The organism is Pseudomonas sp. NFX5, assembly GCF_049132125.1.
In the GTDB taxonomy this organism is placed as follows: Bacteria; Pseudomonadota; Gammaproteobacteria; order Pseudomonadales; family Pseudomonadaceae; genus Aquipseudomonas; species Aquipseudomonas marginalis.
Genome location: NZ_JAFMZG010000009.1, coordinates 274,413 through 300,130, shown reverse-complemented (window position 1 = coordinate 300,130; position 25,718 = coordinate 274,413). Strand labels below are relative to the sequence as shown.

At 61.3% G+C, this 25,718-nt stretch carries 25 protein-coding genes; 14 read left to right on the top strand and 11 right to left on the bottom strand.

The features are described from left to right. Positions 1–25: 25 nt before the first annotated feature. On the bottom strand, positions 26–748 hold the full coding sequence (locus J1N02_RS05355; RefSeq protein WP_027603777.1) for a TorF family putative porin: 723 nt from the start codon (positions 746–748) through the stop codon (positions 26–28). 206 nt (positions 749–954) lie between these two features. Next, a complete protein-coding gene (locus tag J1N02_RS05350) occupies positions 955–1,134 on the bottom strand; it encodes a hypothetical protein (protein ID WP_003193095.1) in 180 nt (59 codons plus the stop codon). A gap of 322 nt (positions 1,135–1,456) precedes the next feature. On the opposite strand from J1N02_RS05350, the gene J1N02_RS05345 reads away from it, so the two are divergent. The 3 genes from J1N02_RS05345 (at position 1,457) to J1N02_RS05335 (ending at position 4,445) form a co-directional block, all read left to right on the top strand. Then, positions 1,457–2,293 carry a CvfB family protein gene (locus tag J1N02_RS05345; RefSeq protein ID WP_027603778.1) on the top strand — a complete coding sequence of 279 codons (837 nt, stop codon included), beginning with the start codon at positions 1,457–1,459 and terminating at the stop codon, positions 2,291–2,293. Between the two features lie 113 nt (positions 2,294–2,406). Beyond that, the gene (locus tag J1N02_RS05340) at positions 2,407–2,805 is read left to right on the top strand and encodes a DUF2177 family protein (RefSeq protein WP_098478937.1); all 399 of its coding nucleotides are present in this window, start codon (positions 2,407–2,409) and stop codon (positions 2,803–2,805) included. A 197-nt stretch (positions 2,806–3,002) separates the two neighbouring features. Next, positions 3,003–4,445 (top strand): NCS1 family nucleobase:cation symporter-1, encoded by a 1,443-nt coding sequence (locus J1N02_RS05335; RefSeq protein ID WP_027603780.1) that lies wholly within the window; start codon positions 3,003–3,005, stop codon positions 4,443–4,445. Here the strand turns inward: J1N02_RS05335 and J1N02_RS05330 are convergent. Next, positions 4,357–5,565: an MFS transporter gene (locus J1N02_RS05330; RefSeq protein WP_027603781.1), complete on the bottom strand. Its 1,209-nt coding sequence runs from the start codon at positions 5,563–5,565 to the stop codon at positions 4,357–4,359. The genes J1N02_RS05335 and J1N02_RS05330 overlap by 89 nt on opposite strands. Before the next feature lie 103 nt (positions 5,566–5,668). Between J1N02_RS05330 and ptrR the strand changes: the two genes are divergently transcribed. The 3 genes from ptrR to J1N02_RS05315 all read left to right on the top strand — a co-directional run bounded on the left by ptrR (position 5,669) and on the right by J1N02_RS05315 (position 8,920). Then, positions 5,669–6,562, top strand: coding sequence for a putrescine utilization regulator PtrR (gene ptrR / locus J1N02_RS05325; protein WP_065924698.1), 894 nt, complete (start codon positions 5,669–5,671; stop codon positions 6,560–6,562). Positions 6,563–6,705: 143 nt separating this feature from the next. After that, complete coding sequence (locus tag J1N02_RS05320; protein ID WP_003193089.1) at positions 6,706–6,828, top strand: PA1414 family protein; 123 nt, start codon at positions 6,706–6,708, stop codon at positions 6,826–6,828. 484 nt (positions 6,829–7,312) lie between these two features. Next, entirely contained in the window at positions 7,313–8,920 is a 1,608-nt protein-coding gene (locus tag J1N02_RS05315; protein ID WP_098478938.1) for an NAD(P)-dependent oxidoreductase, read from the top strand. 65 nt (positions 8,921–8,985) lie between these two features. On the opposite strand, the gene J1N02_RS05310 is transcribed toward J1N02_RS05315, so the two are convergent. Genes J1N02_RS05310 through speB form a run of 4 tightly spaced genes read right to left on the bottom strand, consistent with a single transcriptional unit; the run spans position 8,986 to position 13,301 of the window. Further along, on the bottom strand, positions 8,986–10,368 hold the full coding sequence (locus J1N02_RS05310) for a sodium:solute symporter (protein WP_098478939.1): 1,383 nt from the start codon (positions 10,366–10,368) through the stop codon (positions 8,986–8,988). Positions 10,369–10,392: 24 nt separating this feature from the next. After that, positions 10,393–11,907, bottom strand: a complete 1,515-nt coding sequence (locus J1N02_RS05305; protein ID WP_027603785.1) for a purine-cytosine permease family protein — start codon at positions 11,905–11,907, stop codon at positions 10,393–10,395. Positions 11,908–11,928: 21 nt separating this feature from the next. After that, complete coding sequence (locus J1N02_RS05300; protein ID WP_092355269.1) at positions 11,929–12,351, bottom strand: YybH family protein; 423 nt, start codon at positions 12,349–12,351, stop codon at positions 11,929–11,931. Continuing rightward, entirely contained in the window at positions 12,351–13,301 is a 951-nt protein-coding gene (gene speB / locus J1N02_RS05295; RefSeq protein ID WP_027603787.1) for an agmatinase, read from the bottom strand. Before speB ends, J1N02_RS05300 begins: the two co-directional genes overlap by 1 nt. A gap of 149 nt (positions 13,302–13,450) precedes the next feature. Here speB and J1N02_RS05290 point away from each other — a divergent pair, with 149 nt between their 5' ends. From J1N02_RS05290 to J1N02_RS05260, 7 genes are all read left to right on the top strand, one after another. Further along, complete coding sequence (locus tag J1N02_RS05290; RefSeq protein WP_065924693.1) at positions 13,451–14,344, top strand: LysR family transcriptional regulator; 894 nt, start codon at positions 13,451–13,453, stop codon at positions 14,342–14,344. A gap of 5 nt (positions 14,345–14,349) precedes the next feature. After that, positions 14,350–14,955 carry a tRNA-uridine aminocarboxypropyltransferase gene (locus tag J1N02_RS05285; protein ID WP_098478940.1) on the top strand — a complete coding sequence of 202 codons (606 nt, stop codon included), beginning with the start codon at positions 14,350–14,352 and terminating at the stop codon, positions 14,953–14,955. A 230-nt stretch (positions 14,956–15,185) separates the two neighbouring features. After that, positions 15,186–16,088, top strand: coding sequence for a cysteine synthase CysM (gene cysM, locus J1N02_RS05280; protein ID WP_015885254.1), 903 nt, complete (start codon positions 15,186–15,188; stop codon positions 16,086–16,088). Next, positions 16,088–17,440 (top strand): 23S rRNA (uracil(1939)-C(5))-methyltransferase RlmD, encoded by a 1,353-nt coding sequence (gene rlmD, locus J1N02_RS05275; protein WP_098478941.1) that lies wholly within the window; start codon positions 16,088–16,090, stop codon positions 17,438–17,440. Before cysM ends, rlmD begins: the two co-directional genes overlap by 1 nt. Positions 17,441–17,563: 123 nt before the next feature. Continuing rightward, positions 17,564–19,807, top strand: a complete 2,244-nt coding sequence (gene relA / locus J1N02_RS05270) for a GTP diphosphokinase (protein ID WP_027603791.1) — start codon at positions 17,564–17,566, stop codon at positions 19,805–19,807. Positions 19,808–19,873: 66 nt separating this feature from the next. Next, positions 19,874–20,707, top strand: coding sequence for a nucleoside triphosphate pyrophosphohydrolase (mazG, locus tag J1N02_RS05265; protein ID WP_065940604.1), 834 nt, complete (start codon positions 19,874–19,876; stop codon positions 20,705–20,707). 25 nt (positions 20,708–20,732) lie between these two features. Continuing rightward, positions 20,733–21,278 carry a DUF2058 domain-containing protein gene (locus tag J1N02_RS05260; protein ID WP_010208656.1) on the top strand — a complete coding sequence of 182 codons (546 nt, stop codon included), beginning with the start codon at positions 20,733–20,735 and terminating at the stop codon, positions 21,276–21,278. A 151-nt stretch (positions 21,279–21,429) separates the two neighbouring features. Here J1N02_RS05260 and J1N02_RS05255 read toward each other — a convergent pair whose 3' ends face one another. The 4 genes from J1N02_RS05255 to purM all read right to left on the bottom strand — a co-directional run bounded on the left by J1N02_RS05255 (position 21,430) and on the right by purM (position 24,320). Further along, the gene (locus tag J1N02_RS05255; RefSeq protein WP_027603793.1) at positions 21,430–21,618 is read right to left on the bottom strand and encodes a hypothetical protein; all 189 of its coding nucleotides are present in this window, start codon (positions 21,616–21,618) and stop codon (positions 21,430–21,432) included. Between the two features lie 271 nt (positions 21,619–21,889). Then, a complete protein-coding gene (locus J1N02_RS05250; RefSeq protein WP_027603794.1) occupies positions 21,890–22,603 on the bottom strand; it encodes a DUF3108 domain-containing protein in 714 nt (237 codons plus the stop codon). Positions 22,604–22,611: 8 nt separating this feature from the next. Further along, a complete protein-coding gene (gene purN, locus J1N02_RS05245; protein ID WP_027603795.1) occupies positions 22,612–23,262 on the bottom strand; it encodes a phosphoribosylglycinamide formyltransferase in 651 nt (216 codons plus the stop codon). Next, positions 23,262–24,320, bottom strand: a complete 1,059-nt coding sequence (gene purM, locus J1N02_RS05240) for a phosphoribosylformylglycinamidine cyclo-ligase (protein ID WP_014719398.1) — start codon at positions 24,318–24,320, stop codon at positions 23,262–23,264. The genes purN and purM overlap by 1 nt, the downstream gene beginning before the upstream one ends. Before the next feature lie 357 nt (positions 24,321–24,677). On the opposite strand from purM, the gene J1N02_RS05235 reads away from it, so the two are divergent. Next, on the top strand, positions 24,678–25,718 hold the full coding sequence (locus J1N02_RS05235) for a DUF2066 domain-containing protein (protein ID WP_027603796.1): 1,041 nt from the start codon (positions 24,678–24,680) through the stop codon (positions 25,716–25,718).

Below are 25,718 nucleotides of genomic sequence, written 5' to 3'. Positions count from 1 at the left end.
GCGGCGCACGCGACAGTTCAGCCCATCAATAAAACGACCGCACCGCCTTCAGGGTCAACAGGCCATCGCATTGCGAATTGTGTCCGGAGTAGGCCGAACAATCGCCACCGCTGAGGCTGGAGTCGCTGTAGATCAGGTCCAGGTCGATGCCTTTCCAGGCGCGGGAGAACTGTACCGACCAGTCGCTGAAGCTGCTGATGGTGCCGCCCTCTACCGAAGCCGGCGTGCCCAGCTGATGGGTGGTGTATTTCATGCTGACGCCGATGCCGAAGGGCTGGGTACCGCCGAGGTCGGCGAACAGCGTGCTGTCCTGGCGGTCCGGGTCGTTGCTGAAGGAAGCGCCGAAACGATTGCCGAGTAGATTCAGACCGCCGTAGAACTCCTGGCTGTCGAGGGGGCTGAGCTTGGGGTAGCTGTAGTGGATCAGGCCGACTTCGTAGCCCAGGGTCTGGTCGAAGGGGTGTTTGAACCCCATGTAGGAGTCGACTTCGAGGGTGCTGGCCGAGGACAGGCCCATGTTCGGCGAAAACTGGCCGAAGTAAAGGCCGCTGTCATGGCTCAGGTCCAGCCCGCCATGGAACGAGTCACTGCCCGGCGAGGTCGGCTTGACCAGGCCCTGGGCCATGCTACGGCTGGGGGTGGTGCCCAATTTCAGGTCGAAGTCGCCCAGTTCACGCTGGAAAATCTGCGCTTCGGCGAGAGGGCTGGCCGCCAGGATACTGGCCACGAAAATGCAGCGTTTAAGCATGCTTCACTCCATGAAAAGCGAGGAGCAGTAACGGAAAAATAGGGCAGATGCCCGTGCTAGACGTGTGCAAGCATACCGGCGAATGCCAGGAGGTGAGGCCCGTTCGTCGATTTGCACGTTCTGAAGGTGACGCGAGAGGGTATTTCGGGCTCTAGTCCTAGCGCCTTGAAGGCAAGACGCTTAGGGACCAGATGTGCTGCGCGGTATTACTTTTTACCCAGGCTGATCTGCTTGGACGGGCCGAAAGTCTGGCCGCTCACGCCCTTGGCAATTTGCTGGATTTCGCCACCGGACTTGAGGAAAGCAGCAATCTGGCTGTTGATCGATTCGCTGGTTTCAACGGCGGGAGCTGGCTTTGCTTTGCTGTTGGATGCTTTTACGCGCATGGCGGCCACTAACCTGTAGAAAATTAACTTGGCCAGGCATCGTACAGGAAATACTTGACAATTGCTTGGTAAATATCCCCCGGGAATAAGCGCGGCGGCGGAAAACAGCCAAAGTTCATCTTTGAAATAAACCCCTAACTTACTGTTTTAACTCGAAACCACGGGCTGAGCCGGCACCGGTGGCGTGGCAAAATTCAGCCGAATGATCGGACGAGCGGGGCGGTGCCACTGGAACGCCAGGCAAACCCGCGATTTTTCAGGCGCGCGCGCGCGGCGAGGGCAACTCGGGTAGAATGCCGCCCACGCAATGAGGGTATTGGAAATGGCTTTAGTCGGGCGCTACAACAGCTTGCAAGTGGTTAAACACACTAACTTTGGTTTGTACCTCGATGGGGCGCAAGATGGCGAAATCCTCTTGCCTAATCGGTATATCCCCAAGGATATTCCCAGTGAAGATGAAGACTGGCTTAACGTTTTCATTTATCTGGACAGCGATGACAAACTTATCGCCACTACCGAAAAACCGAAAGTTCAAGTCGGCGAATTTGCCAGTTTGAAAGTCGTGGAAGTCAACAGTATTGGCGTGTTCCTCGACTGGGGCTTGCCAAAGGATCTGTTGCTGCCGTATTCGGAAGAGAAACGTCAGCTGACCGCCGGTGAATACTGCGTGGTGCATGTCTACCTCGACAAACACACCAAGCGTATTACCGCGACCGCACGCCTCGACCGCTACCTGGACAAGACGCCGGCCAACTACGTCGTGGGCCAGGAAGTCGACCTGCTGGTCGCCGAAGCCACCGACATGGGCTTCAAGGCGATCATCAACAACAAGCACTGGGGCCTGATCCACAAGAACGAAGTGTTCAAGTTCCTGCGCCCGGGCAAGGAAGAAAAAGGCTTTATCAAAGAGATCCGCGCCGATGGCAACATCAGCCTGAGCCTGCAACCGGTCGGCCAGGAAGCGGCGTCCAGCCTCAACTCGAAGATCCTCGCCAAGTTGCGTGAAAACAACGGCAGTTTGCCGGTCAGCGACAAGAGCGACCCGGCGGTGATCAGCAACTTGTTTGGCGTGAGCAAGGGCAACTTCAAGAAAGCCATTGGTGCACTCTACAAGCAGGGCCAGATCGTGATTCACGCGGATCGCATTGAACTAAGCTGAGTGCGGTTTGCTCTTCTGTAGGAGCGAGCGTGCTCGCGAAAAAGGTCCATCCGACACCGTGATGCGCCTGGAATATTTTCGCGAGCAAGCTCGCTCCTACAGAGGCTGCATCAATGTCCAAGAAGTCTGTCTTTGCCTACCTCGGCACCTTGCTTGCCTTCCTGGTCCTCGACGGCCTCTGGCTTGGCGTCCTTATGGGCCCGACCTACAAATCCCTGCTGGGCCCGCTGATGCTCGATCAGCCTCGCCTGTTGCCCGCCGCGCTGTTCTATCTCTTGTATGTCCTCGGTTGCGTGGTGTTCGTGGTCTTGCCCAGTGCCAGTTGGCAGCGCGCGGCGCGACTGGGTGCATTGCTGGGCCTGGTGGCCTACGGCACCTATGACCTGAGCAATTGGGCCACGCTGCAGGGTTGGTCCGGCGGGTTGGCAGTGATGGACATGGCCTGGGGCGCCTTCCTCACAGCGGCGTGCTGCACGGTTGGGTACGTGTGTGCACATCGGGTGCACCAGTGATTGTGTACAGGATTAATCTGCACCGTTGCTGAGCGCAGTCCCCGTCACTAAGGCTCTGTGTAGCCCTTTGGAACGCGGTTTCAGAGGGATTGTGTGCTATTGGCACGTATTCTGCTGACTGTCTCGTATACAAACCATGCCGCCTCCCGTATGCACCCCGTGACGGAAGCGCAGGCCGGTATGACGAGGAGCCCGCGATGACCGAACAATTGCCCAAAGGCTACAGCCCCCGCCTGTACAACCAGGACCTGGGGCCGCTGCCGCAAAAGTGGACCTGGTACAACATCTTTGCCTTCTGGATGAGTGACGTGCACAGCGTGGGCGGCTATGTGTTCGCCGCCAGTCTGTTTGCCTTGGGGCTGGCCAGTTGGCAGGTGTTGATTGCCTTGCTGGCAGGCATTTGCATTGTGCAATTGATTGCCAACCTGGTGGCCAAGCCCAGCCAGCAGGCCGCCGTGCCCTATCCAGTAATCTGCCGGCTGGCGTTTGGCGTGTTCGGTGCGAACATTCCCGCCGTGATTCGCGGCTTGATTGCGGTGGCCTGGTACGGGATTCAGACCTACCTGGCGTCGAGTGCCCTGATCATTGTGGTATTGCGCTTTTTCCCACAGATGGCGGTGTTTGCAGAGCCGCATTTTGCCGGCCTGTCTTACCTGGGCTGGTTTGGTTTCCTCAGTTTATGGGTGTTGCAGGCGGCCGTGTTCTGGGCCGGCATGGAGTCCATCCGCCGCTTTATCGATTGGGCGGGGCCGGTGGTCTATGCGGTGATGTTTGCCCTGGCCGGCTGGATCGTGTGGAAGGCAGGGTGGGCGAATATCAGCTTTACCCTCGCGGAAAAATCCCTGTCGGGCTGGCAGGCGTTTGGCCAGGTCATCGTGGCGACGGCGCTGGTGGTGTCGTATTTTTCCGGGCCGACCCTGAATTTCGGTGATTTCAGCCGTTACTGCCGCAGCATGCAGGACGTGCGGCGCGGCAACTTCTGGGGCCTGCCGGTGAACTTCCTGGCGTTTTCCCTGGTGACCGTGGTGATCGTCTCGGGCACCTTGCCGGTGTTTGGCGAAATGCTCCATGACCCGATCGCGACCGTCTCGCGCATTGATAACAGCATGGCGGTGCTGCTGGGCGCTTTTGCATTTGTGACTGCCACCATCGGCATCAACATCGTCGCCAACTTCGTGTCCCCGGCGTTCGACTTCGCCAACGTCGCGCCGAGCAAGATCAGCTGGCGCGCCGGCGGCATGATCGCTGCGGTGGCGTCGATCTTCATCACCCCGTGGAACCTGTTCAATAACCCGCTGATGATCCACTACACCCTGGATATCCTCGCGGCCTTTATCGGCCCGCTGTTCGGGATTCTGCTGGTGGACTTCTACCTGATCAAAAAGCAGAAGATCGACGTGGACGCGCTGTTCGATGACAGCCCGAGCGGGCGCTATTACTTCGACGGCGGAGTGAACTGGACGGCGGTCAAGGCGCTGGTGCCCGCGACCCTGGCAGGTGTTGCGATCACCTTCACGCCGGCGTTGCAGGGCATGGCTAACTTTGCCTGGTTCACCGGCTGCTTCCTGGGTGGGCTGTTTTTCCTGGTGTTGGCGCGGCGTGAGCAGGTTCGTGCGCCGGCACCGTTGGTCGCCGGCTGACCAACACCCCTCCCGCCACTGACAGGCCTGCACCGGCAATCACCAACGCCGGTTGCAGGCCTCCGCTCAGGTGACTGCTCACCGACGCCAGCAACGGCCCGCTCAATTGGCCGATGGCAAAGCTGGCGGTCAGCAGCCCGGTGTTGCGCTGATAGCCGTGGGGCGCAACGTCCCGCAGGCGCGCCATCACCAACTGCATGCAGGCCAGGAACGGCCCGCCGCACAGCAACACCCCCAGCGCCAGGCCCCAACCGTTACCCAGCAGGCAGGCGAATACCCCGGCCGCCTGCAGCCACAACGTGGTCATCAGCCAGCGGCGGGTGGTGTCCGGGTCCTTGGGACGCAGGCTTGCGACCACTACCCCAATCGCCGCGGCCAAACCAAAGCAGGGCCAGAACAGATCAGCCTGCCAGGCGCCGTTGAATTGCGCGCTGGCCATCTGTGACAGGAAGGTCGCCGGAATGATGTAGCCCAGGCCGAACAACACGTAGATCCAGCACAGGTGAGTAATGCTGCCGTTGCTGGCCGTGTCGGCGTGGCTTGCAACAGGCGCAGTGACGGCGGACGGCTGTGGCAGGAAGGGCAAGATTGCCAGCAGCATCACCAGCGCCACTACCGCATAGATCAGCCACAAGGTTGCTGAGCTCTGGCCCAACAGGTTGGAGCCCAGCGCCAGCAACCCGGTCAACACAATCCCCAGCCCCGGCCCGGCGAACACCAGGGCGCCCAGGCGTGCACGCCCGGCGGCAATCGCCAGCGGCTGGCTCAGGCTGGTGATCATCACCAATGCCCAGGCACTTGCAACGCCGGTACCGAAGCGCAACAGCATGTGAGGCCAGAAACCCTGGGCCCAGTACGACGCCAGGGTCAGCAACACGCACAACCAGAGCCCGCCATACAGGCGACCCCGCACATGGTGATGGCTGCGCGCAAAAATCGAATCCACCGCGCCCACGAAGTAGCCCAGGTAATTGGCCGCTGCGATCAGTCCGGCGCCGGTCAGGTCGATCTGGCCTTCACTGAGCAAGTGGGGCATTTGCGGGGTAAGGGCGAAGCGGCCAATGCCCATGGCCATCATCAGGGCGATAAAGCTGGCGAGTAAGCGGGTAAGGGGTGACATGGTCGGGTGTCCTGCGGGTAAGCGAATACCGTCAGGCTAGAGTGGATTGACTTTCTGTAAAAATGAATAATAGTGAGTAACTTGTTCAGTTTTGGAGAAAGTCATGGAGTTCAGTCAATTGCGCATCTTCCAGGCCGTGGCGGAAGAGGGCTCCATTACCCGCGCTGCCGAGCGCCTGCATCGAGTGCCGTCGAACTTGTCGACCCGGCTCAAGCAGATGGAAGAACAGCTTGGCGTGGAATTGTTCGTGCGCGAACGCCAGCGCTTGCAGCTTTCTCCGGCGGGCAAGGTGTTGCTGGACTACAGCACTCGTCTGCTGGCGCTGCATGATGAAGCCCATGGCGCCGTGCAAGGTGGGCAACCGGCTGGCAATTTTGTGCTGGGCAGCATGTACAGCACGGCGGCAGTGCATTTGCCGAAGCTGCTGGCGTGCTATCACAAGGCGTATCCGATGGTGAACCTCCAGGTACTATCGGCGCCCAGCGGTGAACTGCTCGAAGGGTTGATCACCGGTCGCCTGGACGCCGCATTTGTGGACGGGCCCATCACGATTGCCTCCCTGGACGGTGTGGCCCTGTGCGAAGAACGCCTGGTGCTGATATGCGAAGCCGACCACCCACCGGTGCGCGGGCCGCAGGATGTTGCCGGCCGTTCGGTGTTCACTTTTCGCCGCAGTTGCGCCTACCGCACGCGCCTGGAAACCTGGTTTTCCCACGAGCACGTCGCCATGGGGCGGGCGATTGAGATCGAGTCTTATCAAGGCATGCTCGCCTGTGTCATCGCCGGTTCAGGTGTGGCGCTGATGTCCGAATCCATGCTCGACAGCCTGCCGGGCAAGGACAGCGTGTCCGTTCATCCGCTGACAGGGCAATTTGCCACTGCGACGACCTGGCTGATGTGGCGAAAGGGTATGCTCGGCGCTAACCTCAACGCATGGATCGACCTGCAGCAAGAGGGCAGGGCCGAGGTCCTGCAAGACGCACGTGCGATTGCTTGAGCGATCCGTCAGGATTTGCATCAATTCAGTAACAGTTCGTTGTGGTTTCATTCAAGCAATACGTAGGACTTAGGGCTACTATCAATGTAGGAAAAGGCGACAGAACTTGCGCCGACCAGCATTTCCCTCAAAGGGGGCAAACCATGAAAGAGAAAATCCAGAACTGGCTCCACGACCTTGGCGTTGCATTGGGCTTGATCGAGCCCCCCCTGCAACCGGTGCCGATTCGTACCGATGACGAGCAGCGTCGTCCGCGCCGCAGATAATCTCTGGCTGAAGCAGGATTGAAGGTGGGGGCGAGTAAGCCCGCTCCCACCGTTTATTTTGCGCCAGGCAAAACCCGCGGGCGTGACATCCCACGTCGCAGCGTCCATACAGCGTTTCCAACGCGAGTCCTACCTCCCGCCGCCCCAGTCACCCTTGCCCCGGGCCTGCGCGATAGAACCCTCACGCCATAACACTCACTTGCCCCAGTGATCTGAACAATCGTTCGGATGCGAGCGTTTGCTTTCAGGAACCGTCTGTCATCCCTCGGTAACCCAGGCAAGTAGTCCGAATCCATGCAGGTCAGTCAGGCCTCTGACCTTCACGTGTCGGAATCAGGCTACTCGTTCATCAGAAGTGGCTGGCTTATTCAATTCAAACCATGAGCGTAGGTTGAGTTTCTCAACGGCCCTCCAATAACGCCCCACCTTTATTGAAGGGCTCTCTGCGAGGCATCAGTCCGTCAGAAGTGTTGGAGACACAGCTATGAGGCTCTCTTCCATTCCGCCAGTCGCCGCGTCACTCATCGCCATAACCGGAAATATCCTGCATCTCGCACCGGTGTCGAGAGCCTGGAAAGCTCACGCACCCAGTAACGTGGTGTTCTTTCCCCCGACATTGACCAAGCATGATCTGCTCATTCAGATCGGTCTCCTGAGTCCATCGGCGATCATTGTCGGGGACCAGGCGATCGATGCAGACGTCATCGCCCAATGGCGCATATCCCATCCGTTTGGCGACCTCCATCTGATCCGCAGAGGTACGAGCCTGGATAAGGTGCGACTGGACCTTTGCGGTTCCAACGACATCCGCGTAGTCAATACGCCGGGGGTCAACGCGCCACATGTCGCCGCCTATATGGCGCGCTGGCTGACACTGGCCGATGGCTCCCTGCCGCGCGACATCTGTGTGCTGGGATACGGCAACGTGGGCAGGGAGCTGGTCAAGTTGTTGCTTGATCGAGATCCGGAGGTTCGGATCAAGGTATTGGATCGGCACGTTCAGAGGCCGGACACTCTCGGCAAAGCCTGTTCCGACAGCCGAGTGTCCTTTGGCGTGGACTGGCACGAGGTGCTGGAGGGGGCCCGTGCCGTCGCTATCTGTTTATCCCTGAATGATGAGTCCACCCATCGCATTGATCGGGCCCTTATTCAGTGCCTGCACAGGCAGGCTCGCCTGGTCTGCGTCGCCAAGCCCGATGTCTTCAGCGATGACGCTTTACGGGCCCTGGCAACGGCTGAAGCTATCCAGCTTGTATTGGACTACGGGCCTGGGACACTGGATGCATTTCGGGTGCGCGCGCAGGCACTCGGCTGCAGTGTCTCCAAGTGGCGCAAGCCGGCGACCCTGACAACCCAGGCGGCAATGACTGAAGCCTGCCACGGCGACCTTGACTACGCCGTCTCGATTCAACTGAGCCTGACCGCCTTGCGCTGCCTGGTCCGGCGCAAACTTGCCCACTCATTGATGATCCCCGCGCAACAGGCAGATGCCCGCGCGCCGCGCGTATCGATCATCGGTCGAGGCATCAACGGCCTGCTCCAAGCCGTGATGTTCCGCCTGGCCAATTATCAGGTCTCGGTCTACGGAGGACATCAGCAGAGCGATGGCGCCAGTCATAAGCAGGTGAACATGCGCCACCTTTCAGCCACGGAGACGACTGCAAAGCCGCTGGACAACGCTTATCTGATGCCTGGAAACCAGTACCTGGCCGTGGAGTGCAATCGTGCAGGCATTGAGCTGTTTGAAAAGTTTCTGGCCGACAATCCATCGATTGACGCATCGGGCGACGATCTGGGCATTGCGCATTTGATGGATGAGATAGAGGCGCTTTTGCGGCGCGCTGGGGTTCGGTTCCTGTCCCAGCATCTGAGTCCGGCCCGCATTGCTGAACTGAGCAGGGAACAGTTCGTCGTCACGGCCATGGAAGGAGAGGAGCCTGATGGACTGTCGATAGTTTATTGCTCCGCCTACAACCGCATTGCCGCCGGCGGGACGTATGCCGGGGGCACCACCCAGGGATTGGTGTGGGCCTCCTTGGTCGAGGAAATCATCCAGGCAAAGGCGCCCGCAGTTTCCACAATGTACTCATGATAAAAAACGGGTGCGACATCCGACGTCGCACCCGCTGAAGAAACCGCTCCAACCCTCTTTATTGCTTACACCGCCCGAACCACCCCCGCCTCGGGCCGGCGTGACAACACACTCACCAGCACAAAACTCACCAGCGCCACTGCCAGGCTGTAGTAGATCGGCGTGTTCGCATCCAGGCCATCCTTGAACATGAACACCAGCGCCGTTACAAAACCCAGGCTCATGGAGGTGATTGCCCCCGACGTGGTCGCGCGCTTCCAGAAGATCGCGCCGATCAGCGGGATCAGCATGCCGCCCACTAGCAGGTTGTAGGCCAGGGTCAGGGCGCTGATCACGTCATTGACCACCAGTGCGATGCCCAGCACGACGATCCCGGTCAGCATCGTGAACAGGCGGTTGATTGCCAGGCTCGATTGTCTGCCGCCGCGCAGGCGTGGCAGCAGGTCTTCGGTCAATACGGTGGAGGCGGCGAGCAAGCCGGCGCTGGCCGTCGACATCATTGCCGCCAGTGCCGCCGCGATCACCAGGCCGCGGATGCCGTCCGGCAGCGAGACTTTGACGATGGCCGCGAACGCGTTGTTGACGTTGTCCAGGTCCGGAATCAGCACATGGGCCGCCATGCCGATCAGCGCACAGGCGAGGCCGTAAAGAATGCAGTAGAAACCCGCGAAAGTGCCTGCGTACTTGGCGACCTTTTCGTCACGGGCGGTGAACACCCGCTGCCAGATGTCCTGGCCGATCAGGATGCCGAAGAAGTAGATCATGAAGTAGGTGATGATCGTGTCCCAGCCGATCGCGGTGAAGCTGAAGCTCGATGCCGGCAGCTTGGCGACCAGCTCATCCCAGCCGCCGACGCGGTACAGGCAGATCGGCAGCAGGATAAACATCAGGCCGACGGTCTTGATCACGAACTGCACGATGTCGGTGAGGGTCAGGGACCACATGCCGCCGATGGTCGAGTAGACCACCACCACACCACCGCCCAGCAACACCGAAATCCAGAACGGCAGGCCGAACAGCACTTGCAGCACGGTGCCGATGGCCAGGATCGAGGTCACGCCGATCATCAGCGCGTAGGCCAGCATGATCACCGCACTCGCCTGGCGGGCCATGGGGTTGTAGCGTTTTTCCAGTACCTGGGTGACGGTGAAGATTTTCAGCTTGAGCAGCGGCTTGGCCAGGAACAGGTTCAGCGCGATGATCCCCATGCCCAACGCCGCACACAGCCAGAAGCCGGAGATGCCATGCACATAACCCAGGCGCACGGTACCGACGGTGGATGCACCGCCCAGTACAGTGGCGGCCATGGTGCCCATGTACAGCGACGGGCCCAGGTTGCGACCGGCTACCAGGTAGTCTTCGTGGGTCCTGGCGCGGCGCATGCCGTAATAGCCGAGCACGAGCATGCCGGCGGCGTAGATGAGTACGACGAATAAATCCAAAGCCATGACGGCGGGTCTCCGATTATTGTTTTAGGTAACAGGCGAACTTGTTGTGGGAGCGGAGCTTGCTCCCGCAGGGCTGCGAAGCGGACCCTTGGGGCCATACACCGAAGCCGGCTCCGGAAACACACGCAACAACGTCAGGTACACCACCGACGCCAACCCCAGCGTCACCGGCAGGCTGATATCGATGCCATCGGCCAGGTTGCCCAGCGGCCCGACAAACTGCCCCGGCAAGTTGACGAAGCACAGGCCCACCAGCGCACTCGGAATCCAGGCCCCCAGCCCGCGCCAGTTCCAGCCATGGCTGAACCAGTAGCGGCCGCCGGTTTCACCCCGGGTAAACACCTGCAGGTCATCCGGACAGTAGAAGCCGCGACGCACGATCAGGCCGATGATCATCATCACCATCCATGGCGTGGTGCAGGTGATGATCAGCACGGCGAAGGTCGATACGCTCTGCACCAGGTTGGCGGCGAAACGTCCGATAAAGATGAAGGCAATCGACATCACCCCGATCAGCAGCGTGGCCTTGACCCGCGACAGCAGGCGCGGGAACACGCTGGACATGTCCAGCCCGGTGCCATACAGCGAAGTGGTGCCGGTGGACATGCCGCCAATTACCGCGATCAGGCACACCGGCAGGAAGAACCAGGTCGGTGCCACCGCCAGCAGACCGCCGACGTAGTTGTTGGCCGCGATGTAGTCCGGCGCCTTGACCGCCACGATGGTGGCGGTGGCCAGGCCGAACAGGAACGGGATCAAGGTGGCGATCTGTGCCAGGACTACCGCCAGCATGATGCGCATTTTCGGCGTCTCACGTGGGATATAGCGTGACCAGTCACCCAGGAACGCCCCGAAGGAAATCGGGTTGCTCATGGCCACCAGCGCCGCGCCGATAAAGGCCGCCCAGAAGCCGGTCTGGCCCAGGGCTACGCTGCCGGCGAAGTGGCTGTCGAAGGTCGGCGCGAACGCGAAGATGCCCAACAGAAACAGCAGGCTTGCCGCCCAGACCGCAATGCGGTTGACCCACAGCATGAAGCGAAAGCCGTAGATGCACACCGTCAGGACAAGCATGGCGAATACGCCGTAGGCCAGGCCCAGGGTCAGGTCGGTTTCCGGCAGGCCGATCAGCCGTTTCGCACCGCCGACCAGCGCATCGCCTGAACTCCACACCGACAGTGAGAAGAAGGCAATTGCCGTCAGTAATGACAGAAACGAGCCGACAATCCGCCCGTGCACGCCGAAGTGCGCACCGGAAGACACCGCGTTGTTGGTGCCATTGATCGGCCCGAACAGACCCATCGGCGCCAGGATCAACGCACCCACCAGCACGCCCAGCACAATCGCCCAGACGCCGGCCTGGAACGACAGGCCGAACAACACGGGAAAGGAACCGAGCACGGCGGTGGCAAAGGTATTGGCGCCGCCGAAGATCAGGCGGAACAGATCCTTGGGGGTGGCGGTACGTTCGTTGTCCGGGATCTGTTCGACCCCGTTGGTTTCTATTGTGCGAATACTTTTATCGTTGTTTTTATTATTCATGATCAGCTCCGATCACATTGGCTAAGGGGGCGGCAGCCCTTCCGGCATAGCGGACAAATGTTCGTGACAGGCCAGCCACGGGCCTTCTTGTTGTTCTGTGCGAGATCCTTGGCGTTTGAAGACAATGGTCTCGCGTTCCTGGCTAAAGAATTCCTCCCCGTTCATGCGCAGCTCGGTGGCCACGTCATGGATAAATATCGCCACGTCACCCTGCAGGCTGACCACGGCGTTACTTGAGGTGCAGGACAGCACCTCAAATCCTTCATCCCGGCGCCAGCTGTCCCACAACGCCTGGTAGGCATCGCGACTGAGCAGCGGCTGGGGGAGGGTGTAGAACACAAAGCTGGCATCGGCCGTGAACGCGCCGAAGTAGGCGGCGCGGTCGTTGCGTGCAAAGGCCGACACCAGGTCGGCGGCGGCTTTCAATACCTGCGGCACGCTCATCAACGGTGCGCCACGCCAGGCAGTACGCAGAGCATCTCGTACAGCAGGTTGGCGCCCAGCAGCGAGGTGTTGCCGGTGGTGTCGTAGGGCGGCGAAACTTCTACCAGATCACAACCGACCAGGTCGAGGCCCTGGCAGCCACGGATGATTTCGATTGCCTGGATGGTGGTCAGGCCGCCGATTTCCGGGGTGCCGGTGCCGGGCGCCCAGGCCGGGTCGATGCCGTCGATGTCGAAGCTCAGGTACACCGGGCCGCCGCCGACTTTTTCCCGCACCTCGGCCATCAGTGGCGCGAGGGAGTGGTGCCAGCATTCTTCGGCCTGTACTACGCGAAAGCCCTGTTTGCGGCTCCAGTTGAAGTCTTCGGCGGTATAGCCCTGGGCGCGCAGGCCGATCTGCACCACGCGGTCGCAATCGAGCAGGCCTTCTTCCACGGCGCGGCGGAAGGTGGTGCCGTGGGCGATTTTCTCGCCGAACATATGGTCGTTGACGTCGGCGTGGGCATCGATGTGCACCAGCCCGACCTTGCCGTGTTTCTTGTGGATCGCCCGCAGGATCGGCAGGGTGATGGTGTGGTCGCCGCCCAACGTCATCGGGATCACGTTGTGCTCGAGAATCTCATCGTAGGCCTCTTCGATGATGCGCACGGCGTCCAGCAGGTTGAAGGTGTTGATCGCCACGTCGCCAATGTCCGCCACCGACAGCGAGTCGAACGGCGCGGCACCGGTGGCCATGTTGTAGGGGCGGATCATTACCGACTCGGCGCGGATTTCACGCGGCCCGAAGCGGGTACCGGCGCGCAGCGAGGTGCCGATGTCCAGGGGCACGCCGATAAAGGCCGCATCCAGGCCCTTGGCCGATTGCAGGTGGGGAAGGCGCATCATGGTGGCGATGCCGGCGAAGCGCGGCATTTCGTTGCCGCCCAGTGGTTGGTGGAAAATCTTGTCCACGGGATTGCCTCATCGTTGTTGTGTTTATCAGGGGCCGATTCTGCGAAAAGCGCAGGAAGGGAAGAATCGGCAGGGGCAAATACTTAGTTCAGGTTTTTCTAAACTAATGCGGGCAGGTAGACTGCCCACATCTACACCCGGAGCCGACCATGGCCAGCGCCTTGCCCGACCTGAAACTCCTGCGCATCTTCGTCAGCGTCGTGCGCCACCAGGGGTTCGCCAATGCCCAGCACGAACTCAACCTGTCCACCTCGGCCATCAGCACCTACATGAGCCAGTTGGAAAGTGCGTTGGGCCTGGTGCTGTGCCATCGCGGGCGGGGTGGGTTCAGCCTGACCAGCAAGGGCGAGCTGTTCCACCAGGAAACCTTGCGCCTGCTCGGCGAACTGGAAGGCTTCGAACAATATGCCGCCGCGCTCAAGGGCGAGCTGCGCGGGACGCTCAAGCTCGGCGTGCTCGACTCCACGGTGAGCGACAAGGCTTTGCCGTTCGCCGAGGTTATCGGCGCCTACAGCCTGGAGCACCCGGCGGTGCACCTGAACTTATCGGTGATGAGCCCCTACGAACTGCAACTCGGCGTGCAGGACAACCGCCTGGACCTGGCCATCGGTGCCTTCTCCAACCGCATGAGCGGGCTGATCTACATGCCGCTGTACCGCGAGCAGCACTGGTTGTATTGCAGCACCCGCCATCCGTTGTTCAGCGAACGACGCATCCCCGAGCAGGTGATCACCCAGCAGCGCATGGTCGGGCGCGGCTACTGGAGCCAGGCCGAACTGGCGCGCCACGGCTTCAAGCACAGCGCCGCGACGGTGGAAAGTATGGAGGCGCAGTTGATCCTGGTGCTCTCGGGTGCCTACATCGGCTACCTGCCCGAGCACTACGCCCAGGCCTGGGCCGACAAGGGCGACCTGCGCGTATTGCTGCCAGCGACCTTCGGCTACCAGGCGCCGTTCTCGATGATCATGCGCCGGGGCCGCAGCCGCGAACCGCTGATCCAGACCTTCCGCGATCTACTCAAAGCGCAGCTCAACCAGGCCTGAAAACCATGTCCCGACCCCACTGTTCCCGCTGCCTCAGGCCCGCCGCCCATTGCCTGTGCGCGCTGATTCCCAGCCTCGACAGCCGCACACGTGTGCTTGTTTTGCAGCACCCGAGCGAGGTCAACCATGCGCTCAATACCGCGCGGCTGGCGGCGTTGGGATTGAACAATGCGCAGTTGGTGGTGGGCGAGGTCTTTGATGACTTGCCGACCCTGTTGAACCCGCCCGGCTATCAGGCGCGGCTGTTGTTTCCGGCTGACGATGCACAGCCGCTGCAAGCCTATGCACCCGGCGCCCAGCCGCTGTTGCTGGTGGTGCCCGACGGCACCTGGCGCAAGGCGCGCAAACTGCTGCACCTCAATCCTGTGTTGGCGGCGTTGCCACGGGTCACGCTGGTCGAGGGCGCCGTGTCTCGCTATCGACTGCGCAAGGCGCCCGGACCGGGGGCGTTGTCGACGGTGGAGGCGATTGTGCAGGCGTTGCAGGTGCTGGAGGCGCCAGTGTCGTTCGAGCCGTTGCTCAAGCCGTTTGATGCATTGATCGAAGGGCAGATTGCGGCGATGGGGGAGGAGGTCTTTCGGAGAAATCATGGCGATGGGCATTTGCGCTAGGCGGGATATCGAGGCGCGGCCATCGGGAGCAAGCCCCCTCCCACATTCGATCGAGTTCCAGCATGAGAATGCGGTCCAGTGTGGGAGGGGGCTTGCTCCCGATGGCGCCCGCTCAGCCACCACCGCCTCGCTTATTCCTTTAAGCCATAAGCACCACACTTTGCGTGATATGGCCCGCCGACCTTTCCCGGTATGATGTTCGCCCCCGCAGTCTGGATTGCGAATACGCCATGACCTTGCAGTACCCTACAATCGCCGATTGCGTCGGCAACACGCCCCTGGTCCGCTTGCAACGCATGGCGGGTGAAACCAGCAATACCCTGTTGCTCAAGCTCGAAGGGAACAACCCGGCCGGCTCGGTAAAAGACCGCCCGGCGCTGTCGATGATCACCCGCGCCGAACTGCGCGGGCAGATCAAGCCCGGCGACACCCTGATCGAAGCCACCTCGGGTAATACCGGGATCGCCCTGGCCATGGCCGCCGCGATCAAGGGCTACAAGATGGTGCTGATCATGCCCGACAACGGCAGCGCCGAGCGCAAGGCGGCGATGACCGCCTATGGCGCCGAGTTGGTGCTGGTCACCCAGGAAGAAGGCATGGAAGGCGCCCGCGACCTCGCCGAGCGCATGGCCGCCGAAGGCCGTGGCCAGGTGCTGGACCAGTTCGCCAATGGGGACAACCCCGAAGCGCACTACACCACCACCGGTCCGGAAATCTGGCGCCAGACCCAGGGCACCATCACCCATTTCGTCAGCTCCATGGGCACCACCGGCACCATCATGGGCAACTCGCGCTACCTCAAGGAGCAGAACCCGGCGATCCAGATCGTCGGCCTGCAACCGATGGAAGGCGCGGCGATCCCAGGCATTCGTCGCTGGCCCGAAGAGTACTTGCCGAAGATCTACAACGCGACCCGCGTGGACCGCATCATCGACATGGCCCAGCGTGAAGCCGAAGACACCACCCGCCGCCTGGCCCGTGAAGAAGGCATCTTCTGCGGCGTGTCGTCCGGCGGCGCCGTGGCGGGTATGTTGCGCTTGTCCAAGGAAGTGGAAAACGCGGTGATCGTCGCGATCATCTGTGACCGAGGCGACCGTTACTTGTCGACCGGCATTTTCGACGAACCCAACTGATGGCCAAGCACGAGAGAGGCCTGCGCTTCCAACCGACGGGCGGCAGCCGGGCCCCACAGATTCCCGTGGGCAAGAAGCAACGCCTGGCCATCGAGCGCCTGGCCAACGACGGCCGCGGCATCGTGTTCTTTGAAGGTCGCACCTGGTTTGTCAACGGTGCGCTGGCCGGCGAAGAGGTTGAAGCGCGGGTGTTGGGCACCCACGGCAAGGTGGTCGAGGCCCGCACCGAGCGCGTGTTCACGGCCAGCGAGCTGCGTCGCCCGGCACCGTGCGCGCACTTCGGTCGCTGTGGCGGTTGCAGCGTGCAGCACTTGCCCCATGCCGAACAACTTGCCCTGAAACAGCGCATGCTCGCCGAGCAACTGTCCCGCGTGGCCGGTGTCGAACCGCAGGAGTGGGCCGCACCATTGAGTGGGCCGGAATTCGCTTACCGGCGCCGCGCCCGGGTGGCCGTGCGTTGGGATGCCAAGGCGAAGAAGCTTGAGGTGGGTTTCCGCGCCGTGGCCAGCCAGGACATCGTCGCCATCGATGATTGCCCGGTGCTGGTACAGGCCTTGCAACCGATCATGCAGCGTCTGCCGAACATGCTGCGCCGCCTGAGCAAACCTCAGGCCCTGGGGCATGTGGAGTTGTTCAGTGGCTCGTCCGTCGCTGTGTTGCTGCGGCATATGGCGCCGTTGTCGGAGGCGGATCTGCTGATCCTGAAAGAATTCTGCAGCTTCCATGACGCCCAGCTGTGGCTGCAGGGTGAAGGTCAGCCGGAACCGATTGAGCCTGATCAGTCACTAGGTTTCCGATTGGGCCCATGGGACTTGGAGTTGGCGTACCGACCGGGGGATTTTGTCCAGGTCAACGCCGGGGTCAACGAGGCGATGGTGGCCCAGGCCCTGGACTGGCTGGCGCCACAGCCTGATGAGCGGGTGCTGGACCTGTTCTGCGGCCTGGGCAACTTTGCCTTGCCGCTGGCGAAACAGGTGCGCGACGTGGTGGCGGTGGAAGGTGTGCAGGCCATGGTGGACCGGGCTGCGCAGAACGCCATCAGCCACAATTTGCATAATGCGCAGTTTTTTCAGGCCGATTTGTCCCAGCCGTTGACTGACGCGGAATGGGCCAAACAGGGCTTTTCTGCGGTACTCTTGGACCCACCCCGCGATGGTGCCCAAGAGGTTGTGCGCAAGCTCGCCACCCTGGGGGCCAAGCGCCTGGTGTATGTGTCCTGCAACCCGGCGACGCTGGCGCGGGACACGGTTGAGCTGGTCAAGCAAGGCTACCGGCTAAAACGTGCCGGGATCCTCGACATGTTTCCGCAGACAGCGCATGTCGAGGCCATGGCGTTATTTGAAGCGGGCTAGGATGCCCGTTTAATCCGACTGGCCTGCGTTCTCCAAGGCCTATGATCTGCCACGGAGCTCGCAGTAAAAAGGTCGGCGATGATTTTGGCGCATCCAAGGTGCGTCATAGGGAAGGTAAGCAAGATGGTACAGGTGAGAGCACACCAGCCGATCAACACCGACGGCAGTATCAATCTCGAGGCATGGCTGGATCATGCCATCAGTGTCGACCCGGCACTGGACCGTGAAGCCTTGAAAGCAGCCTGCGAGTTCGCTCGTGAGTCTGAGCAACAAGACAATGCAGCCAAGAACCTGTGGGCCGAAGGCACTTCCAGCTTTCGCACCGGGTTGGAAATCGCCGAGATCCTTGCCGATCTCAAGCTGGACCAGGACTCGCTGATCGCCGCCGTGCTCTATCGCGGCGTGCGTGAAGGGCACATCCAGTTGCCGACCGTCAGCCAGCGTTTTGGTGCGGTGGTGGCCAAGCTGATCGACGGCGTGCTGCGCATGGCCGCCATCAGCGCCAGCCTCAGCCCGCGCCAGTCCATGGTGCTGGGCACCCAGGGCCAGGTGGAAAACCTGCGCAAGATGCTGGTGGCGATGGTCGACGATGTACGTGTCGCCCTGATCAAGCTGGCCGAACGCACCTGCGCGATCCGTGCGGTGAAGACCGCCGACGACGAGAAGCGCAACCGCGTCGCCCGCGAAGTCTTCGACATCTATGCGCCCCTGGCCCACCGCCTGGGTATCGGCCATATCAAGTGGGAGCTGGAGGACTTGTCCTTCCGCTACCTCGAACCTGATCAATACAAACAGATCGCCACGCTGCTGCATGAGCGGCGGCTCGACCGTGAGCGCTTTATCAGCGACGTGATGGGCCAGTTGCGCGCCGAGTTGCAGGCCACCGGGGTCGATGCCGACATCAGCGGCCGCGCCAAACACATCTACTCGATCTGGCGCAAAATGCAGCGCAAGGGCCTGGCCTTCAGCCAGATCTACGACGTGCGTGCGGTGCGCGTGCTGGTGCCGGAAATGCGCGACTGCTACACCGCGCTGGGGATCGTCCATACGCTGTGGCGGCACATTCCCAAGGAGTTCGACGACTACATCGCCAACCCCAAGGAAAATGGCTATCGCTCGCTGCACACCGCGGTGATCGGCCCCGAGGGCAAGGTGCTGGAAGTGCAGATCCGCACCCACGCCATGCACGAAGAGGCAGAGCTGGGCGTGTGCGCGCACTGGCGCTACAAGGGCACCGACGTCAAGGCCGGGTCCAACCAGTACGAGGAGAAAATCTCCTGGCTGCGCCAAGTGCTGGAATGGCACGAAGAACTCGGCGACATCGGCGGCCTGGCCGAACAGTTGCGCGTGGATATCGAGCCGGACCGGGTCTACATCTTCACCCCCGACGGCCATGCCATCGACTTGCCCAAGGGCGCGACGCCGCTGGACTTCGCCTACCGCGTGCACACCGAGATCGGCCATAACTGCCGAGGCGCCAAGATCAACGGGCGCATCGTGCCGCTCAACTACAGCCTGCAAACCGGCGAACAGGTCGAGATCATCACCAGCAAGCACGGCACGCCGAGCCGCGACTGGCTGAACCCGAACCTGGGCTACATCACCACATCGCGGGCGCGGGCGAAGATCGTCCATTGGTTCAAGCTGCAGGCCCGCGACCAGAACGTCGCCGCCGGCAAGACCCTGCTCGAACGCGAGCTGGGCCGCCTGGGCCTGCCGCAGGTGGACTTCGACAAGCTGGCCGAAAAGGCCAACATGAAGATCGCCGAAGACATGTTCGCCGCCCTCGGTGCCGGCGACCTGCGCCTGGCGCAGCTGGTCAACCTGGCCCAGCAACTGGTCGAGCCGGAGCGCGGCAACGAACAACTGGAGCTGATCCCACGCAAGGCCACCGGCTACAAGCCCGGCAAGCGCGGCGATATCCAGATCCAGGGCGTCGGCAACCTGCTGACGCAAATCGCCGGTTGCTGCCAGCCGTTGCCGGGGGATGCCATCGTCGGCTACATCACCCAGGGCCGTGGCGTCAGCATTCACCGCCAGGACTGCGCCTCGGTGCTGCAACTGGGCGGGCGCGAGCCGGAGCGGATTATCCAGGTCAGCTGGGGCCCGGTGCCGGTGCTCACCTACCCGGTGGACATCATCATCCGTGCCTACGACCGTTCCGGCCTGCTGCGCGACGTCTCGCAAGTGCTGCTCAATGAGCGCATCAACGTGCTGGCGGTCAACACCCGCTCGAATAAAGAGGACAACACCGCGTTGATGTCCCTGACCATCGAGATTCCGGGGCTGGACGCACTGGGGCGGTTGCTGGGGCGGATTTCCCAGCTGCCGAATATCATTGAGACGCGGCGCAACCGTACCCCATGATTCGCGCAATGAATGCAGGCTAAATGTGGGAGGGGGCTTGCTCCCACACTGATCGGACACAGAAAGATGTATTCACTTGAAGACCTGCTGCACCTGATGAGTCGCCTGCGGGACCCGCAATACGGGTGCCCGTGGGACATCAAGCAAACCTACGCGACCATTGTCCCGCACACCCTGGAAGAGGCCTACGAAGTGGCCGACGCCATCGAGCGCGGCGACTTTGATCATCTGCAGGGGGAGTTGGGCGATCTGTTGTTCCAAGTGGTGTATTACAGCCAGCTGGCGCGGGAAGAGGGACGTTTCGAATTTGCCGGGGTGATCGACAGCATCACCCGCAAGCTGATTCGCCGCCATCCCCATGTGTTCCCGACCGGCGATCTGTATGCGCCGCTGGATATTCCTCGACTGAGCGAAGAGCAGGTCAAGGAACGTTGGGAGCAGATCAAGGCCGAGGAGCGTGCGGAAAAATCCGACGCGCCGGAGCAGCTGTCCCTGCTGGACGATGTGCCCAGCGCCTTGCCGTCCCTGTCCCGGGCCGCCAAATTGCAGAAGCGCGCCAGCCAGGTCGGCTTCGACTGGCCATCGGCGTTGCCGGTGGTGGATAACGTGCGCGAAGAGCTGGACGAAGTGCTCGAAGCCATGGCCGACAACGACCCGGAAGCCATCGCCGATGAAGTCGGTGACCTGCTGTTCGCGGCGGTCAACCTGGCCCGTCACCTCAAGGTCGACCCGGAAACCGCGCTGCGTGGCGCCAATGCCAAGTTCGAGCGACGCTTCCGATTTATCGAACAGGCATTGCGCGATACCCACCAACCCATAGAAGATTGCACCCTCGAAGAGTTGGACGCCCTGTGGGGCGAAGCCAAACGTCAGGAAAAGAACGTGTCCAGCTGCGGTTGAGCAGTTGCCTAAGTGAGTAAGCACCATGAGCCTTTCCCTTCGCGACCAGTTGCTCAAAGCAGGTCTGGTCAACCAAAAGCAGGCCAAGCAGGTCGGCAAAGAGAAACAGAAGCAGCAGCGCCTGGTCCACAAGGGCCAGATCGAGGCCGATGACACCCAGGCTCGCCTGGCCGCCGAAGCGCAGGCCGAGAAGGTCAAGCGTGACCAGGAGCTGAACCGCCAGCAGCAGGAAAAAGCCGAGGCCAAGGCCCGTACGGCCCAGGTCAAGCAACTGATCGAGACCTCGCGCCTGCCTAAGCTCACGACCGAGGACTACTACAACTTCGTGGATGACAAGAAGGTCAAGCGCCTGTCGGTCAACACCTTGATGCGCAACAAGCTGAGCAACGGCTCCCTGGCCATCGTGCATCACGGTGGCGGCTACGAGGTGATCCCCCGTGAAGCCGCGCTGAAGATCCAGGAGCGCGCCCCGGAGCGTATCGTGCAGCTCAATATCCTCACCGAAAGCCAGGTGCCGGATGAGGATGATCCGTACGCCGCTTACCAGATCCCGGATGATTTGATGTGGTAAGGCTGTAGCAACGAATTGTGGTGAGCAGGCGTGCCCTGCGTTGGGCTGCGAAGCAGCCCCAGAACACACAAACCCCGCTCAGAAGGCGGGGTTTGTGTTTTATAGGCCCCCCAGCTGCGTGGGGCTGGGGGGCCTACAGGATTTCGAAGTTTCAGGCGCTTTGCGTCTGGCGTTTCATCTCAAGGGCTTCGAGCTCGTTTTTATAATTATGAGCGTCGCTCTCGTTATGAAACATGCCGACCAGCAGGTCCTGTTGGTGGACATCCCAGATGTGAATCCCATGGCCCAGCGCTTCGTGGGACATATGTTCGTCGTCGCGTTCAGTTACTTTTACAGTCATCTGCTTGCTCCAATTTCTGGTGGGTATGCGGCAAGTCGTCGCAGGTCTTTTTATACGGTTTGTTAGCTTGCTAAGTAAACCGCTTTAGAGGTTTATGACAGAAGTTTCATGTTGGGCGGCATCGGGCAAGCTCCCTCCCACATTTGAACTGCGAACACTTTCCCCTGTGGGAGGGGGCTTGCTCCCGATGACGGCAGACACTTGAACCCAAAACCCCCAGACGAAAAAAAGCCCCGCATTCAGCGAGGCTCTTCTCTGCTCATCAATCCAATCAGCTGCCCTTGATGGCTTTGCCGTCAACGGTACCGTCTTGCAACATGATGTTGTATTCCTTGCCGTCGGTTTCCACCTGACGCAGGGCTACCAGGATGCCACCCAGGTCCTTGGCGAACCACATCTGGGTGATGCGCTTGCTTTGAGTCGGGTCGCGTACGCGCTCGACCTTGATCGCGTCAATGCTGCCGACCTTGGTCTGGACCTTTTCCGGGCCGATCACGCGGAAGTCGTAGGTGTCGACGTCGGTGCCTTCAACCACGTTGTAGCTCATGCTTTTCTTGCCGGCTGCCACGTCGCGCTGCAAGGCCAACTGGTAGGTCGACTTGTCGAGCATGCCGCTTTGCAGGGGCACATTGACCGGGTCTTTGTTTTCAAAGCCCGTGACTTTCTTGGTCGACGGGTCGAAGTCCAGATTGATCTTCTTGGTCTTGCCCAGGCCGCCGCGTTCGAAGGCATAGCTCTTCGGTTGCAGGGTGTCCTTGTCGAACAGGATCACGCTGGTTTCGGTCAGGCTGGCGATCATCATGGAAGCCTTGAAGTTCAAGGTCCAGGTGCCGTCACCGTTCTTGGTCAGGCTGCGTTCTGCCGAACCACTCATGGGCAACTGTTTCCAGTCGGCGGTGTAGCTGGCGGAGAACGGGTGTAGATCTGCCGCTTGCACGGCAGGCAAGGCGAACAGCGCAAAAGCGAAGAGCAAGGCGCGACGCATAAAATCTCCTAGGTTCGAATCAAGTGGCCGCTGGCCGCAAGTAACTGACCGTCCAATAATGCACCCTGGTCACCAAGAATCAACCGCCCCTCGGCAAACCAGCGCACAGCCAGCGGGTAAATCCTGTGTTCCTGGGTATGCACCCGTTGCGCAAGGGTCTGCGCCGAGTCGTCAGACTCTACCGGAACCACTGCCTGTACGACCAGAGGCCCGCCATCGAGTTCCTCGGTGACGAAGTGCACGCTGCAGCCATGCTCGTTGTCACCGGCATCGAGGGCGCGCTGGTGCGTGTGCATGCCTTTGTATTTGGGCAGCAGGGAAGGGTGGATATTCAGCAGGCGCCCTTCGTAGTGCCGCACGAAACCTGCGCTGAGAATGCGCATGAAACCGGCCAGCACCACGAGTTGGGGGTTGAAGGCGTCGATCAGTTCGACCAGGGCGCTGTCGAAGGCCTCGCGGCCTTCGAAAGCCTTGTGATCCAGCGAGCGGGTTTCGATACCCGCGTCCCTGGCGCGTTGCAGGCCGTAGGCGTCGCTGCGGTTGGAGATCACCGCAGCGATGCGCACCGGGCTGTCGCCGGTGCGCGTGCTGTCGATCAGGGCCTGCAAGTTACTGCCGGTGCCGGAAAGCAGCACCACGACATCACAGGTCCGAGGCATCAGTGAGCCTTGAGGTTCTTCAGTTCAACCTGAGCCGCGCCTTCGGCAGCGGTGGCGATCTGGCCGATGACCCAAGGCTGCTCGCCGGCTTCACGCAATACGTTCAGCGCGGTTTCAACGTGTTCCTGCGCGACGCAGATCACCATGCCCACGCCGCAGTTCAGCACGCGGTGCATTTCGGTTTCATTGACGTTGCCTTTTTCCTGCAGCCAGTCGAATACCGCAGGACGCTGCCAGCTGGCCACGTCGACGATCGCCTGGGCGCCTTTTGGCAGTACGCGCGGGATGTTGTCCAGCAGGCCGCCGCCGGTGATGTGGGCCATGGCCTTGACCGCGCCGGTGTCCTTGATCAGCTTGAGCAGTGGCTTGACGTAGATGCGGGTCGGGGCCATCAGCAGGTCGGTCAGCGGCTTGCCGTCGAGCTGGATGTTCTCGATGTCGGCACCGGACACTTCGATGATCTTGCGGATCAGCGAGTAGCCGTTGGAGTGCGGGCCGGAGGATGGCAGGGCGAGCAGGGCGTCGCCGGCAGCCACTTTGGAGCCGTCGATGATCTCGGCTTTTTCCACCACGCCGACGCAGAAGCCGGCCAGGTCGTAGTCTTCGCCTTCGTACATGCCTGGCATTTCAGCGGTTTCGCCGCCGACCAGGGAGCAACCCGACAGTTCGCAGCCGGCGCCGATGCCGGTCACCACCTGGGTGGCGGTCTCGACGTTCAGCTTGCCGGTGGCATAGTAGTCGAGGAAGAACAACGGCTCGGCACCGCATACCACCAGGTCGTTGACGCACATGGCGACCAGGTCGATGCCGATGCTGTCGTGCTTGTTCAGGTTCAGTGCCAGGCGCAGCTTGGTGCCCACACCGTCGGTACCGGAAACCAATACAGGCTGCTTGTAGCCGGCCGGGATCTCGCAGAGGGCGCCAAAACCGCCCAGGCCGCCCATGACTTCGGGGCGCGCAGTGCGCTTGGCAACGCTCTTGATGCGTTCGACCAATGCTTCACCGGCGTCGATGTCTACACCGGCGTCCTTGTAGCTCAGGGAGGGTTGCTTGCTCATGATCCAGGCCTTTAGGGGGGATTCAGGGGTAACGACCGAGCGGGCAGGCGCTTTTGGTAAAAGGCCCAGCCGTTGACGGTCTGCGAAGGCGCGCGATTTTATCAGGCTTGAGGGGCAGCGGCCATCCTCGGGCCGACGGGCAGGGCAGATAGATTTAAAAAAGCCGGTTAAAAAAATGCTGATCGGGTCTGTTCAGGCACGTATTAAGGTATAGCCTTTAAACCGCTGTCGTTAATGACATGGCGAAAACTTACCGGGACCCCGTGAATGTTTTAGTTGTCGCTGTGGTCACAGCCTGGCTACACCGATTTCACGCGGTCTGTTCCAGCCGCTAAATTTGTCGTTCGGGAATCTTCCATGCGTCTGTGTAATGTCTTTTTTGTAGGCTGCTTGTCGTTGATCAGCCTGGCGAGTCATGCCGAAACCCTCAATGGCCTGTACCAGGTACTCGAACCCGTCAGCAGCCAATCGCCGCAAGAGCGCGACCAGGCGACCCAGCGTGCGGTGGAGACCCTGGTGATCCGCCTCACCGGCGATGCCAAGGCCGCACAAGGCCCGGGCCTGGCGGCGATTCGCAAGGATCCGCAGCAAATCATCACTCAATACGGTTACGACGCCGGCCCGCCCGAGAGCCTGCAAGTGGACTTCGACCCGGTCAGCACCGATCGCGCCTTGCGTGACGCCGGCCTGTCGATCTGGGGCAGCAATCGGCCCTCGATCCTCGGCTGGTGGCTGAACGACTCCACCGAAGGCAGCAGCCTGGTCGGCGATGGCCAGGCCGCTGCCCAGGCGCTGCGCCGTGCGGCACAGCACCGTGGCTTGCCATTGCGCCTGCCCCTGGGGGACCTGGATGAACAGGTGGTCGCCACCGCGCCGAATCTTGAAAGCGCCGATGCCACGCCATTGCGCGCCGCGTCCGAGCGCTACGGTGCCGACGCCTTGCTGGCCGTGCATGCACGCCAGGAAGGCAATCAATGGCAGGCCAAATGGCGCCTGTGGCTGGGTGACAAGAGCGAGCAGGGCACCGCGCAAGGCGCCGACACGGGCGCGCTGGCCGATGCAGTCATGCTGGCGGTCAGCCAAAAACTGGCGCCGCGCTTTGCAGTCAAGCCCGGTGTGAGCACCGAGCAACTGCTGGAAGTGCAGGGCATGAACCTGGAGCGGTACGCGGCCCTGGGGCACCTGCTTGAGCCGTTTGGCGGTCAGCCGCAATGGGTGGATGGCAATCGTATTGTGTATCGGGTCAACGGCAGTGCCGATCAGTTGCGTACCCAGTTGAGCCTGGCCAGGTTGCAGGAAGTGCCTGCCGGTGAGGCCTCGGTGCAGCAGCCTGCGGTCGATGGCACACAACCGCCGGCGGCACCTGCGCCCCAGGCGCAACTGCATTTTCGTTGGTAA

Bases quoted from the DNA above. Each gene is read 5' to 3' on its own strand.
- J1N02_RS05310 (WP_098478939.1), bottom strand. From the start codon at position 10,368: ATGGCTTTGGATTTATTCGTCGTACTCATCTACGCCGCCGGCATGCTC.
- cysM (WP_015885254.1), top strand. From the start codon at position 15,186: ATGACCTTGCAGTACCCTACAATCGCCGATTGCGTCGGCAACACGCCC.
- ptrR (WP_065924698.1), top strand. From the start codon at position 5,669: ATGGAGTTCAGTCAATTGCGCATCTTCCAGGCCGTGGCGGAAGAGGGC.
- purM (WP_014719398.1), bottom strand. From the start codon at position 24,320: ATGAGCAAGCAACCCTCCCTGAGCTACAAGGACGCCGGTGTAGACATC.
- J1N02_RS05355 (WP_027603777.1), bottom strand. From the start codon at position 748: ATGCTTAAACGCTGCATTTTCGTGGCCAGTATCCTGGCGGCCAGCCCT.
- J1N02_RS05340 (WP_098478937.1), top strand. From the start codon at position 2,407: ATGTCCAAGAAGTCTGTCTTTGCCTACCTCGGCACCTTGCTTGCCTTC.
- J1N02_RS05290 (WP_065924693.1), top strand. From the start codon at position 13,451: ATGGCCAGCGCCTTGCCCGACCTGAAACTCCTGCGCATCTTCGTCAGC.
- J1N02_RS05255 (WP_027603793.1), bottom strand. From the start codon at position 21,618: ATGACTGTAAAAGTAACTGAACGCGACGACGAACATATGTCCCACGAA.
- rlmD (WP_098478941.1), top strand. From the start codon at position 16,088: ATGGCCAAGCACGAGAGAGGCCTGCGCTTCCAACCGACGGGCGGCAGC.
- J1N02_RS05305 (WP_027603785.1), bottom strand. From the start codon at position 11,907: ATGAATAATAAAAACAACGATAAAAGTATTCGCACAATAGAAACCAAC.
- J1N02_RS05320 (WP_003193089.1), top strand. From the start codon at position 6,706: ATGAAAGAGAAAATCCAGAACTGGCTCCACGACCTTGGCGTTGCATTG.
- J1N02_RS05235 (WP_027603796.1), top strand. From the start codon at position 24,678: ATGCGTCTGTGTAATGTCTTTTTTGTAGGCTGCTTGTCGTTGATCAGC.
- relA (WP_027603791.1), top strand. From the start codon at position 17,564: ATGGTACAGGTGAGAGCACACCAGCCGATCAACACCGACGGCAGTATC.
- J1N02_RS05315 (WP_098478938.1), top strand. From the start codon at position 7,313: ATGAGGCTCTCTTCCATTCCGCCAGTCGCCGCGTCACTCATCGCCATA.
- J1N02_RS05345 (WP_027603778.1), top strand. From the start codon at position 1,457: ATGGCTTTAGTCGGGCGCTACAACAGCTTGCAAGTGGTTAAACACACT.
- J1N02_RS05250 (WP_027603794.1), bottom strand. From the start codon at position 22,603: ATGCGTCGCGCCTTGCTCTTCGCTTTTGCGCTGTTCGCCTTGCCTGCC.
- J1N02_RS05330 (WP_027603781.1), bottom strand. From the start codon at position 5,565: ATGTCACCCCTTACCCGCTTACTCGCCAGCTTTATCGCCCTGATGATG.
- J1N02_RS05350 (WP_003193095.1), bottom strand. From the start codon at position 1,134: ATGCGCGTAAAAGCATCCAACAGCAAAGCAAAGCCAGCTCCCGCCGTT.
- J1N02_RS05300 (WP_092355269.1), bottom strand. From the start codon at position 12,351: ATGAGCGTGCCGCAGGTATTGAAAGCCGCCGCCGACCTGGTGTCGGCC.
- mazG (WP_065940604.1), top strand. From the start codon at position 19,874: ATGTATTCACTTGAAGACCTGCTGCACCTGATGAGTCGCCTGCGGGAC.
- J1N02_RS05335 (WP_027603780.1), top strand. From the start codon at position 3,003: ATGACCGAACAATTGCCCAAAGGCTACAGCCCCCGCCTGTACAACCAG.
- J1N02_RS05285 (WP_098478940.1), top strand. From the start codon at position 14,350: ATGTCCCGACCCCACTGTTCCCGCTGCCTCAGGCCCGCCGCCCATTGC.
- J1N02_RS05260 (WP_010208656.1), top strand. From the start codon at position 20,733: ATGAGCCTTTCCCTTCGCGACCAGTTGCTCAAAGCAGGTCTGGTCAAC.
- purN (WP_027603795.1), bottom strand. From the start codon at position 23,262: ATGCCTCGGACCTGTGATGTCGTGGTGCTGCTTTCCGGCACCGGCAGT.